Annotated in this window: 12 protein-coding genes; 8 read left to right on the forward strand and 4 right to left on the reverse strand. The window is 71.9% G+C overall.

From position 1 onward, the window contains the following. Nucleotides 1–238 precede the first annotated feature (238 nt). From ACH4TL_RS14450 to ACH4TL_RS14470, 5 genes are all read left to right on the forward strand, one after another. The gene (locus ACH4TL_RS14450) at nucleotides 239–1690 is read left to right on the forward strand and encodes a DUF1932 domain-containing protein (protein ID WP_398313926.1); all 1452 of its coding nucleotides are present in this window, start codon (nucleotides 239–241) and stop codon (nucleotides 1688–1690) included. Further along, nucleotides 1687–3024, forward strand: a complete 1338-nt coding sequence (locus tag ACH4TL_RS14455) for a TRAP transporter large permease subunit (protein ID WP_398313927.1) — start codon at nucleotides 1687–1689, stop codon at nucleotides 3022–3024. Before ACH4TL_RS14450 ends, ACH4TL_RS14455 begins: the two co-directional genes overlap by 4 nt. A gap of 27 nt (nucleotides 3025–3051) precedes the next feature. Further along, a complete protein-coding gene (locus ACH4TL_RS14460; protein ID WP_398313929.1) occupies nucleotides 3052–3330 on the forward strand; it encodes a hypothetical protein in 279 nt (92 codons plus the stop codon). Between the two features lie 119 nt (nucleotides 3331–3449). Then, nucleotides 3450–4205, forward strand: coding sequence for an IclR family transcriptional regulator (locus tag ACH4TL_RS14465; RefSeq protein WP_398313931.1), 756 nt, complete (start codon nucleotides 3450–3452; stop codon nucleotides 4203–4205). Nucleotides 4206–4234: 29 nt separating this feature from the next. Then, complete coding sequence (locus ACH4TL_RS14470) at nucleotides 4235–5206, forward strand: cyclase family protein (protein WP_398313933.1); 972 nt, start codon at nucleotides 4235–4237, stop codon at nucleotides 5204–5206. 13 nt (nucleotides 5207–5219) lie between these two features. On the opposite strand, the gene ACH4TL_RS14475 is transcribed toward ACH4TL_RS14470, so the two are convergent. Continuing rightward, the gene (locus tag ACH4TL_RS14475) at nucleotides 5220–6191 is read right to left on the reverse strand and encodes an MFS transporter (protein ID WP_398313935.1); all 972 of its coding nucleotides are present in this window, start codon (nucleotides 6189–6191) and stop codon (nucleotides 5220–5222) included. Nucleotides 6192–6247: 56 nt separating this feature from the next. Between ACH4TL_RS14475 and ACH4TL_RS14480 the strand changes: the two genes are divergently transcribed. Then, a complete protein-coding gene (locus tag ACH4TL_RS14480; RefSeq protein ID WP_398313937.1) occupies nucleotides 6248–6517 on the forward strand; it encodes a TetR/AcrR family transcriptional regulator C-terminal ligand-binding domain-containing protein in 270 nt (89 codons plus the stop codon). Nucleotides 6518–6540: 23 nt separating this feature from the next. Here ACH4TL_RS14480 and ACH4TL_RS14485 read toward each other — a convergent pair whose 3' ends face one another. Then, nucleotides 6541–7635 carry a magnesium and cobalt transport protein CorA gene (locus ACH4TL_RS14485; RefSeq protein WP_398313939.1) on the reverse strand — a complete coding sequence of 365 codons (1095 nt, stop codon included), beginning with the start codon at nucleotides 7633–7635 and terminating at the stop codon, nucleotides 6541–6543. Nucleotides 7636–7808: 173 nt separating this feature from the next. On the opposite strand from ACH4TL_RS14485, the gene ACH4TL_RS14490 reads away from it, so the two are divergent. Beyond that, a complete protein-coding gene (locus ACH4TL_RS14490; RefSeq protein ID WP_398313941.1) occupies nucleotides 7809–8423 on the forward strand; it encodes a dihydrofolate reductase family protein in 615 nt (204 codons plus the stop codon). A 36-nt stretch (nucleotides 8424–8459) separates the two neighbouring features. Here the strand turns inward: ACH4TL_RS14490 and ACH4TL_RS14495 are convergent, their stop codons facing one another. Further along, a complete protein-coding gene (locus ACH4TL_RS14495) occupies nucleotides 8460–8999 on the reverse strand; it encodes a hypothetical protein (protein ID WP_398313943.1) in 540 nt (179 codons plus the stop codon). A gap of 252 nt (nucleotides 9000–9251) precedes the next feature. Between ACH4TL_RS14495 and ACH4TL_RS14500 the strand changes: the two genes are divergently transcribed. Beyond that, nucleotides 9252–10748, forward strand: a complete 1497-nt coding sequence (locus ACH4TL_RS14500) for a subtype B tannase (RefSeq protein WP_398313945.1) — start codon at nucleotides 9252–9254, stop codon at nucleotides 10746–10748. A 40-nt stretch (nucleotides 10749–10788) separates the two neighbouring features. Here ACH4TL_RS14500 and ACH4TL_RS14505 read toward each other — a convergent pair whose 3' ends face one another. Beyond that, nucleotides 10789–12072: a hypothetical protein gene (locus ACH4TL_RS14505; protein ID WP_398313947.1), complete on the reverse strand. Its 1284-nt coding sequence runs from the start codon at nucleotides 12070–12072 to the stop codon at nucleotides 10789–10791. Between the last annotated feature and the right edge of the window lie 62 nt (nucleotides 12073–12134).

Raw genomic sequence — 12134 nt, forward strand, 5'->3', positions numbered from 1 at the left:
CGGTCTACCTACTTCTATCACGACGGGAGGGCCACGGAACGGTGCGGCGAGACCCAGAGGCGGCCCATGGACGGCCTCGCTCGCCTCGTCCATCCAGGTCGAGGCCCTCCAGCACCTCCGACCGCCCCAGGAACAGCCAGTGCGGTCTCACCCCTTGACGTGGGGTTCTCGCGTGGGCACCATCCTCCCCACCTCATGTGAGAAAACTTATCACTGTACGAGAAAAGCGAGGGTGTCGATGCGGGTAGGGATCCTTGGGCTGGGCGAGGCCGGGGCGGTTTATGCCGCTGGGTTCGCCGAAAGCGGCTGGTCCGTGACGGGGTACGACCCCGGCGACGTGGCGACGCCGCCCGGTGTCGGGCGGGCGGGGAGTGTGGCAGAGGCGGTTGCCGGGGCCGATCTGGTGCTGGGGCTGACGGGGGCCGCGGCGGCTGCGGGGGTGGCGGCGGAGGCGGCGGCGCATCTGCGGGACGGAGTCGTCTTCGCGGACATGAACGCCGGGGCGCCGGAGCTCAAGCGGACGATCGACGGCATCGTCACCGAGGGCGGGCGGGCGGTCTTCGCGGACGTGTCCGTGATCGGCTCGGTGCCCAAGTACCGCCATCGCACGGCCCTGGTGGTCAGCGGTCGGGGGGCCTCGGCGGTGGCTGAGCACTTCGGGGCGCTGGGGGCGCCGGTGGAGGATCTGGGCGGGGAGCCGGGGGCGGCGTCGGCGCGCAAGCTGCTGCGCAGCCTGTTCATGAAGGGGCTGGGCGCGGTCATCGTGCAGACCGTGGAGGCGGGCCGGGCCGCCGGGGACGAGCGGTGGGTGCGCGAGCAGATCGTGCGGGAGCTGGCCGACGGCGAGGCCGCGTTGGAACGGCTGTATGCGGGAACGTTCAAGCATGGGGTGCGGCGGGCCGGTGAGGTGGCCGCCGCGGCCGGGCTGCTGGCGGACCTCGGCCTGGACGCGGGGCTGGCGGATGGCATCAGCAGGCTGCACGCCCTTGCCGCCCGGCCGGACGGACTGCGTGCTGGACCGCTGGTGAGCGACGAACTGCTGGCTGCGTACGAGGGGCTGCCGACCGCCAACATCGGCGATGCGCGCGACCGGCTGGGGCTCGTCGACTCCGGCATCCGCCCGCTGTGGGCCGGTGCGCGTGCGGTGGGCCGGGCGGTGACGGTGCTGACGCGGGCCGGGGACAACCGGGCCCTGCACGAAGCGCTGCGGGTCGCTGGGCCCGGTGATCTGATCGTGGTCGACGGGCAGGGTGACACCTCGCGTGCCCTGATCGGTGAGCTGATCGCCGAGCGGGCGCGAGCGCGCGGAGTGGTCGGGATGGTGCTCGACGGCGCCGCGCGTGATGTGGAGGCCCTGGAGGAGATCGGCTTCCCGGTCTGGGCGCGCGCGGTCACGCCCGCCGGGCCGTACAAGGACGGTCCCGGCAAGCTGAACGTCGCCGTCGCCGTGGGCGGCGCGGTGTGCAGGCCGGGCGACCTGGTCGTCGCGGACGGCGACGGGGTCGCCGTCCTCCCCGCCGAGGAGGCAGAGTCGACACTGGTCGCGGCGCGTGCGATCGAGGCCGACGAGGCGCGCCGTCGCAGCAGCATCCGGGCCGGGCTGGCCGGGGGCGGAGCAACCGCGGGAGCCGCGGGCGGAACAGCCGCGGGAAAGACAGCCGCAGGCGGAACGGCGGGAGAGGCCGCATGATCGCTATATGGGCCCTGGTCTGCTACATGGCGGCCATCATCATCTGGAACGCCGTGCTGAAGCGGAACATCGGCGAAGCGCTCCTCGTCGGCTTCCTCGTGACCGGCGTGTTCGCGGGCGGCGACATCGGGCGCGTCATGTGGGACGGGTTCGCCGAGGCGATGCAGGAGGAGGTCACGTTCGCCGCGCTGGCCTTCGTGTTCATGAGTTACCTGCTGAGCCGTACGCCCGTCCTGGACCAGTTGCTGAACATCCTCAACTCCCTGCTCGGGCGGCTGCGGGGCGGGCCGGTGTACACCTCGACCGTCGCCGCGGGCATCTTCGGCGCCATCGCGCACGTCGGAGCGGCCGTCACCGCCGCCGTCGGCTCGGTGACCATCCCCTGGATGAAGCGCTCGAAGGTCAGCGGTGAACTCGCCGCCACCGTCGCCGCCGGGGGCGCGGGCATGGGGGTCACGTTTCCGTTCAGCTCCACCATGTTCATCCTGATGGGCTCGGCCGGGGTGGCATCGCTGGTGTCCCAGGACGACATCGTGCTGCCGCTGTTCATGGGCGGGCTGTGGTGCCTGGGCTACCGCCTGGTCGCGGCGTTCTGGATGATTCGCCGGCACAAGATCCAGCCGATGGACCGCGCCGATCTGCTGCCGCTGCGGGCCAGCCTGGGGGCGGGGTGGACCAGCCTGTTCCTGTTCGCCGGGATGATCGTTCCCCTGTTGCTGACCCGCGGTCCGACCGGCGGTGAGCTGGGCCGTTACGTCGGTGTCGTGATGTCGGACGCGATCAGCCTGATCACCTGGATTCCGGTCCTGCTCATCGCGATCGTGCTGTTCCTGGGCCGTCGCCAGCTGCCGCGCGGCGGCCGTGGGTGGTGGCAGTTGCTGGGAGGGGCGGCGCCGCAGTTCGGGGTCATCGGCGTCACGATCGTGGCCGCGTTCTCCGCCTCGAACGTCCTCGGGGAGCTGGGCCTGCCGCAGCAGCTCACCGACGTGCTGACGCAGTTGCACGCGCCGAAGTGGGCCATGACCCTGATCGTGGGGGTGCTCGTCGTCGCCGTGGCGATCCCGCTCACCGCCAGTGCCACGATGGCCGCCATCGGCCCCGTCGCCGTCTCGTCCCTGGCCGAGGCCGGGGTTCCGGCCGCCACCGCCTGCGTCGCCGTGCTGATCTTCGCCTCCACCGAGGGCGCCTCGCCGCCCTCCGGAGCGCCGATCTACGTGGCCAGCGGCATCGCCGGGGTCAATCCGGCCCGCACCTTCGTTCCCCTCATCGGCTACTACTGCCTGCCGATCCTGCTGATCGGCGCCGCGGTGGCCACCGGCGTACTGCCCGTCTGATCCGCCCCGTCACACCGAGGTCGTGCCATGCCCACCCGCCTGATCAAGATCCTCTTCCGTCTCGGCGTCCTCGCCTTCCTGCTCGGCGGCCTCTGCATCGTCGTGGGCCAGGCGCTGGGGCTGGTTCTCGGCGACGCCGCCTGGGTCAACGACGTCGCCTCCGCCGCCGGGCCCCCGACGTTCATCACCGCCGGTGTCACCGGTCTGCTCGCCTACGTCCTGACGTACGTCCGCCCCGAGGAGTCGGCAGAACCGGCCGCGGCGGCCGCACAACAGCCCGCCGCCACCGCGGCGCAGCCGGAATAAGCAGCCGGAACAGGACGTACCGCTCTGGGTGGATCTTGTGCGCACCACGCCACCGCTCGCATGCTGATAAGCCTTATCAGGAAATTACGCAGCCGAGCAGACCACCCAGGAGCCGACCCATGGCCGCCGCCACCCCCGCCTCTCCGATGCGCTCCGTCGACCGGGCCTTCGACGTGCTGTCCGTACTGGAGGACGCCCGCCACCCGCTGCGGCTGAGCGAGATCGCGCGCCGCGCCGAGCTCCACGTGGCCACCGCCCAGCGCATCCTGAACGTCCTCATCGACCGCGGGTACGCCGTCAAGGAAGAGCCCGGCTACGTCGCGGGTCCGGCGTCCGTGGCCACCGCCCACGCCTTCCTGGTCAACAACCGGCTCAGCCAGGTCGCGCTGCCCGTCCTCCAGGAACTGGCCGCGACCACCGGCATGACGTCCACCCTGTACGTACGCGTCGGCCTCACCCGGGTGCCGATCGCCCGCGTCGAGGGCCTCAACCCGCTCCGCTACCAACTGCCCATCGGCGAGAAGCTCCCCCTGCACCTGGGCGCCGGGAAATCCCTGGCCGCCTGGCTGCCCGACGAGGAACGCGACGCCTACGTCGACAGCGTCGCGCCCTTCACCCGGATCTCCGGCGAACGCGTCGACGCCGACGGCCTGCGCGACGAGCTCCGGCGCACCAAGGAGAACGGTTACGCCGTCTCCCTGAGTGAACGCGTCCTGGACGTCACCGCGATCAGCGCCGCCATCCACCGCGGTGAGCAGGTCCTCGGCGCGCTCAGCGTCGCCGGGCCCAGCGGCGACCTGCCCGCCGCCGAACACCCGCGCGTCATCACCGAGGTACGCCGGGCGGCCGCCGCCATCGCCGCCCGCTGCCCCTGAAGCCCCTGCGCAGAGAAAGAGCCACGCCCTTGCCGTACCCCACCTACGACGAACTGCTGCGGCGCACCGACGCCCCGCCCGGCTCCAGCTGGCACCTCTTCCCCGACCAGCCCGAACGCGGCATGGCCAACTTCGCGGGGCCCGAGCAGATCCGGCGCGCGGCGGGTGAGGTCCGCGACGGCCGGGCCGTCAACCTCGACTACGCCCTCGACGCCTTCGACCCGCCCATGTCCCGGGCCCGCGGCATCCCCCGCCACCGCATCACCGCCAAACACGACCAGGCCCGCGACGACGTGCTGGACGACTTCTTCCTCCAGGCCAGCACCCAGATCGACGGCCTGCGCCACCGCCGCGCCTCCGGGCACGGCTTCTACAACGCCGTACCCGACGACGCGATCGCACCGCGAAGCCCCCGCCTCGGCGTGCAGATGTGGGCCGAGACCCCGTTGGTCGGCCGCGCGCTCCTCATCGACATCGACGGGCTCCTCCGCGACCGCGGCACACCGCTCGACCACGCGACCGGCCCCGCCCTCGGCCCCGATCTGCTCGGCGCGGCGCTCGACGCCCAGCGCTGCCGCGTCGAACCCGGCGATCTGGTGCTCGTCCACACCGGCTGGGCCCACTGGTACCTCACCGCCGAACCCGGCGTACGGGCCACGGTCCGCGCCGAGCGGCGCGCCACCGGATTCGTCCAGTCCAGGGACGTCGCCGCGTGGTGCTGGGACCACCGCATCGCGCTGCTGGCCACGGACACCTTCGCCGTCGAAGTCCTCCCCGTGGTGCCCGAGAGCGACTTCCGCGACAGCGCGCCCGAGGACGACGGCATGATGCACCAGGAACTGATCGCCAAACTCGGCCTGCCGCTGGGCGAGCTGTGGAACCTGGACGGGCTCGCCGCCGACTGCCGGGCCACGAACCGCTGGACCAGCCTCCTGACCGTCAAGCCCCTGAACCTCACCGGTGGCGTCGGCTCCCCCGCCAACGCCACCGCGCTCAGATGAACCCGAGAAACACTCAGACCCTCGGCCTGATGCGGTGGGCGATCACGACGCCAACGCAGGCCAGGGTCAGGGTGAGGGCGAACGTGGCCGTCAGGGCGGTGGTGGTGTCGGCGGCGTGGGCGTGGGACAGGGCGATGGCCGCGCCGCCGAGGCCGGTGAGGGCCGCGGTGGCCAGGGTCTGGGCGAGTTGCAGCGCGCCGCTGGCCTCACCCTGGCGGTCGGCGGGGACCTGCTCCATGGCATCGGTCGTGGCGGCGTTGAACGCGATGCCCATGCCGACGCCTCCGACGGCCCAGCCGACGACGGCGACCAGGGCCGGGACCGCGTCGATCAGGATGCCCGCGGCGATGACGGCGACGCCCGCGGCCAGCACCGCGCAGCCGAGGGCGATCGGCAGCGCCCGGGAGCGCCCGCTCCAGCGGGTGTCCGCGCGGCCCTGCCAGGCCGCGCCGAGCACCCAGGCGAGCGCCCCGGCGGAGAGGCCGAGCCCGGCCTCGGTGGTGCTCAGGCCGCGCAGTTCGGTGAGGCCGAGCGGCAGGAAGGCCTCGCTGCCGAAGTAGGCGCCGCACAGCAGGAACCGGATCAGCACGCCGGTCGGTACGCCGCGACGGCCGCGCAGCGTGCCGGTCGGCAGCACCGTACGCAACCCCAGCACCGCGTCGACGGTGCCGAGCAGCGCGAGGGGCAGCAGCAGGGCGAGGTCGGTGAACTGGAGGCCGCCGAGCAGCACCGCGGTTCCGGCGCTGACCAGGATTCCGCGGGCGACCGGGCCGCGCCACCAGGCTTCACGCTCCAAGGCGGCGCCCGGCGGGTGCGGGTGGCCGCGGCGTACGAGCGGGGGCACGGCCATGGCCCAGGCGAGCCCGATCAGCGGCAGGAGCAGGACGAACACCCCGCGCCAGTGGAGGTGTTCGGCGACCAGTCCGGCGACGGCGGGTCCGGCGAGCGAGGGAACCGTCCAAGCGCCGGAGACCAGCGCGAACATCCGGGCCCTGCCGGACGCTGCCCGCGCTGATCGCGGACCTGGCGGGCGACCCCGAGTTGGACCGGTTCTTCGCCGACGCCCTCTTCCACTCCCGGCGCGCCACCACCAAAGCCGCGCTGCTCCGCGGCATCGAACGCGGTGACCTGCGCGCGGACGCCGACCTCGACCTGCTGCTCGACCTGCTGGCCGCCACCACCTGCCACCGCGTGCTGTTCGGCCATCTGCCGGTCGACGACCGGCTGGCGCACGACGTGGTGATGACCGTCCTCGACGGCGCCGCGACCCCGCGCTGGCGCGAGCACTACCGGCAGCGCCACGACGGGTGACGAGGGCTGACGGGCGACGAGGGCTACAGCCAGCCGTTGCGGCGGAAGCCCCGGTGCATGGCGAAGCAGGCAGTGGCGATGACGACGAGGACCAGCGGATAGCCGAAGCGCCAGCGCAGCTCGGGCATGTGGCCGAAGTTCATGCCGTAGACGCCGCACACCATGGTGGGGACGGCGATGATCGCGGCCCAGGCGGTGATCTTGCGCATGTCCTCGTTCTGGGCGACGGTCACCTGGGCGAGATGGGCCTGGAGTATGGAGTTCAGCAGGTCGTCGAAGGCCGCGATCTGCTCGGTGACCCGGGCCAGGTGGTCGGCGACGTCCCGGAAGTACTTCTGGATGTCGAGGTCGACCGCGGGGAGGCGCTGGGTGGAGAGCCGTTCCATCGGGCGGTCCAAGGGCGCCACCGCGCGCTTAAGCTCCAGCAGCTCCCGCTTGAGCTGGTAGATCCGGCCCGGCTCGACCCGGTAGGCGGACTCGGGGGCGAAGACCTCCGTCTCGACCTGGTCGATGTCGTCCTGCACCGAGTCGGCGACGGCGAGATAGTCCTCGACCACGTGGTCGGCGATGGCGTGCAGCACCGCGGAGGGGCCCTTGGCCAGCTGGTCAGGGTCGCCCTCCAGCTCCTCGCGCAGCGGGCCGAGCGATCCGTGGCGGCCGTGCCGTACGGTGACGACGAAATCGGGGCCGGTGAAGACCATGACCTCGCCGGTGTCCACGACCTCGCTCGTCGTGGTCAGCTCGTCGTGATCGACGTACCGGACCGTCTTGAAGACGGTGAACAGCGTGTCGCCGTAGGTCTCCAGCTTCGGCCGCTGATGGGCGTGGACGGCGTCCTCGACGGCCAGCGGGTGGAGGGCGAACAGCTCGGCGATCCCGGCGAACTCCCGCTCGGTGGGTTCGTGCAGCCCGATCCACACGAAGCCGCGCCCCGCGCGCCGTACCCGAGCGATCGCCTCCTCGACAGGGCAGTCACCGGGCTGTCGCTTTCCGTCGACGTACGCCAGGCAGTTCACGACCGACGTGCCGAGCGGTGAGCGGGCGGGGTGGTTGAGATCGACGCGGCGGCGCCGACGGGCCAGGCGCGCCACTTTCCGGAGGTTGCCGACCATCGACATGGGAACTCCTTCGGCTGAGCTACGGCCGACACCTACCCCCATCGGGGGATCGCACCGGCTGCGCCCACAGCGTACGACCCGGCTCCGAATCGGCCGAGGCGGCGCCGATGAGTTTCCGCGGCGCCCGCGGTCTGAGGGGAGGAAGGGTTCACCGCACTCGCGTGGAGGGCATCATGCGGAAGATCATCGCCAGTCTGTTCATCTCGCTCGACGGGGTCGTGGAGGCGCCCGACCAGTGGCACTTCCCCTACTTCAACGACGAGATGGGCGCCGCCGTCGACGCGACGTTCAGCGCGACCGACACGCTGCTGCTGGGGCGCGAGACGTACGACAGCTTCGCCGGGGCGTGGCCGGAGCGGGAGGCGGCCGGGGGTGAGGACGCCGACTTCGCGAAGAAGCTCGGCGACGCGCGCAAGATCGTCGTGTCGCGCCAGGACCTGTCGTTCACCTGGCGGAACACCGAGCAACTCAAGGGCGGGCTGGCCGACGCCGTCGCCGCGCTGAAGAGCGAACCGGGCAAGGACATCGCGATGAGCGGTTCGGTCTCGGTCGTCCGGCAGCTGCTGGCGCACGGGCTGCTGGACGAGTTGCACCTGCTGGTGCATCCGATCGCCGTGCGCAAGGGGATGCGGCTGTTCGACGAGAGCGAGACCTCGCTCCCGCTGCGGCTGCTGTCGTCCAAGACGTTCCGCACGGGGGTGCTGCACCTGGTCTACGCCCCGGCCGAGGCGCCCGGGGACGCGACGTACGACGACGCCAAGGCGCACCTGCCGCAGGGTGAGGAGTAGCGGCGCGCCGCACGCGTCCTCGGACCGCGATTGCCGTCAGGCGGGCGCGGCCCAGCGGGTGCAGGTGAACGGCTCGTCGAGCCAGTAGGTGTCGTGCTGCGCGTCGTAGACGATCGGGTACGCGGTGGTCGGGTCGCAGAGCGTGTCGATCTGGGACCGGTCGGCGGAGCTGATCGTGAACCAGTACTTGCTGGTGTCGTAGGCGACGCGCTCACACCGGTAGAAGAACCCCTTCACGCCGGGGCCGAACACATCGCTGCGGAAGTCGGCGGCGAGCTTCTTGTTGAGGTTGATGTTCTCGCAGTCGGCCCGCATCCCCTCGACGCCGACCGTCCTCGCCGCCTCGGTCGTGTAGCCCTTGGCGGTGTGGGTGCCCCACGCCGTCCAGGTCCGCTCCGGCAGGGAGATCTGTTCGGCGACCTCGGCGAGGAGGGGGCTGTGGGGTGCGGGTCTCTCGTGCGGGGCGGGGGAAGCGCGGACCTCCGTGAGGCCGCCGGCGGCGGCTGCCAGGCCCAGTGCCGCCAGCAGAAGGAGGGCGGCCCGGATTCCGTTCCGGGGCGAGGACGACGTGGTCATGGGGCGCTCCGTTCTGGCGTCTGACGGCCGGATCGCACGCTAACCGCAGGGGCGGGGGATCGATCGGAACGACAGGGCCGTCCGGAGTTCTTCGTCACCACGTTCGGCCGGACGGGCGAAGGGTTCGCACCGCGGCGAGCGCGCCGCCCGTGTCTGTGGGTTCGCCATGAATGCCGCCGAAATTGTTGACGATATTGCGGACGATTCATACGTTCAGCAGCCGACGGGGCCACGGACACAGAGGAGACGTCAGTGAAGCGCAGGACCATGGTCATGGGGCTCGCGGCGGCCACCGCGGTGTCGACGGCGGGGGTCAGCGCCGCCGGTACACGGGGAGCGAAGCGGCCGGACACGCTGGTCTTCGACAGCGACGCCTACACGGTCCTGACCACGACCGTCCCCACGGACGACGGCGACAAGGACGTGACGTACCACTTCTACAAGGCCATCACGTACGTCGCGAACCCGGTGGACGCCACGTACCAGTGCCTGAACGTCAGCGTCCCCGTCGAGATCGACGGCACGGCCGTCGACGCCACCCGCGCGCCGGTCCTCCTCGCCAACTCGGTGGGTGGCTACATGCCGTCGTCCGTGGCGGACGCCACCGGGGTCGGCGGTTCGCCGATGGCCCCGCCCGGGGGCGGAGGTGGCGGCATGGTCAGCAACGCCAGGCTGGCCGTGGCCGCCGGCTACGTCGTCGTGGAGCCGGGCGCGCGCGGCCGGACCCTCGTCGGCGCGGACGGTACGTACTACGGCACGGCGCCCGCCGCCATCGTGGACCTGAAGGCCGCGGTGCGGTACGTACGCTTCAACAAGGGCCGCATACCGGGGAACACCGACCGGATCGTCTCCTCCGGCACCAGCGCCGGAGGCGCGCTGTCCGCCCTGCTCGGCGCGTCCGGGGACAGCCCCCTGTACGACGGCCTCCTCGGGGAACTGGGCGCGGCGCCCGCGAGCGACGCCGTCTTCGCCAGCGGCGGCTGGTGCCCCATCGCCGACCTCGAACACGCCGACATGGCGTACGAGTGGAACTGGGGCGGCAACAAGCTGAGTTCCGGCGACACCGTCGACCCGACGGTGTCGAAGGAGTTGCGCGCCGCGTTCGCCGAGTACCAGGCCACGCTGAAACTGCGCGGGAAGGGCGGCTTCGGCCCCCTCACCGCCCGTACCTACGACGACTATTTGGTGGCCACCTACCTCGGACCGGCGGCCACCACCTACCTCAAGTCCCTTTCGGTAGAAGACCGTTCGGCCTATCTCGCCGCGAACACGTGGCTCACCTGGTCCGGCGACCGGGCCACGTTCACCTGGGCCGACTTCCTCGCCCACGTGGGGGCCCGGAAGAAGAACACCCCGGCGTTCGACCCCTTCGACCTCTCCGCGCCGGAGAACAACCTGTTCGGCGCGGGAACCACCAAGGCCCGCCACTTCACCCGGTACAGCCTGCGCCACGCCACCGGCAACGACAGCGCACGCCTCGACGGCGACCTGCCCCGCAAGCTCGACCTGATGAACCCCATGTACTTCATCGGGCAGCGCAACCCCGGCCGGGCGAAGCACTGGTGGATCCGCGTCGGCACCAAGGACACCGACACCTCGCTCACCGTCGTCGGCAACCTCGCCGCCGGTCTGGAGAACCTGGGCGACGACGTCGACGCCCTGATGTACTGGGACGCCGGGCACGGCGCCAACGAGGACGCGGCGGACTTCATGACGTGGATCGGCCGGGTGACGGGCTACGCCGGGTGATTCCGGCACGTCGCCGGCAGACCGCGCGGTGGGCTGAACTCTACGAGCGGCGGGCGGCGCGCAGATGGCCGATCGTCGAGCTGGGTCGGTACGGAGCGGTGCCCGCGTACGTGGCGCGGTAGCCCTGGTGGCGCAGGTCGTCGTAGCGGGTCCGCGAACTGGTGCGGAGGGTGGCGTCGCACCGTGCCCTGCCGCGGGAGTTCGTCACCGCGGCGCACAGCTTGTGGGCGCCGGTGATGTCGGTGAACGTGACCGTCTGCCCGGGCAGCGCGGCCCCGTCGGTGGTGCTGGTCAGGGTGGCGGACAGCCCCTTGACCCGCAGCGACGCGGGCGAGGTGTGCCGTTCCACGGTGGCCGCGCTCGCCGTGAGGCGGGTGGGCGCGGGGTGGATCGGCGGGATGGCCAGCCCGACCGGGCTGTGCAGCCCGGCGATGGGCACGGTGAGCTGGCCGCTGCCGTCCGCGGGGATCTCCACGACGCGGTCGTTGCCGAAGTCGGCGACGAAGAGGTTGCCGTACGCGTCGACCGCGAGCCCCTGCGGGGTGTTCAGGCCGGTCGCCGGGACGGTCGTCTGCGGGCCGCCGCCCCGGGGCAGCCTCACCACGCGGTCGTTGCCCGAGTCGGCGACGTACAGGTTCCCGGCCCGGTCGAACGCGAGCCCGGTGGGCTCGGACAGCCCCGCCGTGGGCACGGTGCGCTGCGGCCCGCCGTCCGCGGGCACCACGACGACGCGGTCGTTGACGAGGTCGGCGATGTAGAGGTTGCGGCGGGCGTCGAACGCGAGGCCGTCCGGGTGGAGCAGGCCGGTGGCGGGGACGGTGGTCTGCGGACCGCCGTTCAGGGGGAGCCTCACCACGCGGTTGTTGAAGCTGTCGGCGATGAACAGTTCGTCGTCGCCTTCCTCGCCTTCCACACCGTCGTCGCTCTCATCGGCCTTTCCGAGGGCCAGCCCGATCGGGCGGGAGAGGCCGGTGGCGGGGACCGTGGCCTGGCCGCTGCCGTCCGCGGGCACCGTCACCACCCGGTTGTTGCCGGTGTCGGAGATGTAGAGGTTGCTGTCGTCGTCCAGGGCGAGACCGGTGGGGCGGGTGAGGCCGGTGGTGGGGACGGTGCTCTGGCCGCTGCCGTCGGTGCCGACCTTCAGCACCGTGTTGTCGGTGTAGTCCGACACGTACAGCTGCGCGACCCGCGCGGCGGACGGCGCGGCCGTGGCGGAGACCGTGGCGGCGGCCGCCGAGGCGAGACCGGAGACGAGTCCGGCCGCACACAGCGTCAGGATTCCTGCCAGCGCGGTCAGTCGGTGCCGTACGGGGAAGCGGCTCATTCCACACCCACCTGTGGTTTCTGAACGTCGGCCCATTGCCGTGACCCCGACATTAAGAACCC

Origin of the sequence: Streptomyces sp. NPDC021115 (genome assembly GCF_044333065.1) — a bacterium.
Lineage (GTDB): Bacteria > Actinomycetota > Actinomycetes > Streptomycetales > Streptomycetaceae > Streptomyces.

Coding starts and splice junctions, on each gene's coding strand:
- ACH4TL_RS14475 (WP_398313935.1), bottom strand. CDS start 6,191: ATGTTCGCGCTGGTCTCCGGCGCTTGGACGGTTCCCTCGCTCGCCGGA.
- ACH4TL_RS14495 (WP_398313943.1), bottom strand. CDS start 8,999: ATGACCACGTCGTCCTCGCCCCGGAACGGAATCCGGGCCGCCCTCCTT.
- ACH4TL_RS14460 (WP_398313929.1), top strand. CDS start 3,052: ATGCCCACCCGCCTGATCAAGATCCTCTTCCGTCTCGGCGTCCTCGCC.
- ACH4TL_RS14465 (WP_398313931.1), top strand. CDS start 3,450: ATGGCCGCCGCCACCCCCGCCTCTCCGATGCGCTCCGTCGACCGGGCC.
- ACH4TL_RS14505 (WP_398313947.1), bottom strand. CDS start 12,072: ATGAGCCGCTTCCCCGTACGGCACCGACTGACCGCGCTGGCAGGAATC.
- ACH4TL_RS14450 (WP_398313926.1), top strand. CDS start 239: ATGCGGGTAGGGATCCTTGGGCTGGGCGAGGCCGGGGCGGTTTATGCC.
- ACH4TL_RS14485 (WP_398313939.1), bottom strand. CDS start 7,635: ATGTCGATGGTCGGCAACCTCCGGAAAGTGGCGCGCCTGGCCCGTCGG.
- ACH4TL_RS14490 (WP_398313941.1), top strand. CDS start 7,809: ATGCGGAAGATCATCGCCAGTCTGTTCATCTCGCTCGACGGGGTCGTG.
- ACH4TL_RS14455 (WP_398313927.1), top strand. CDS start 1,687: ATGATCGCTATATGGGCCCTGGTCTGCTACATGGCGGCCATCATCATC.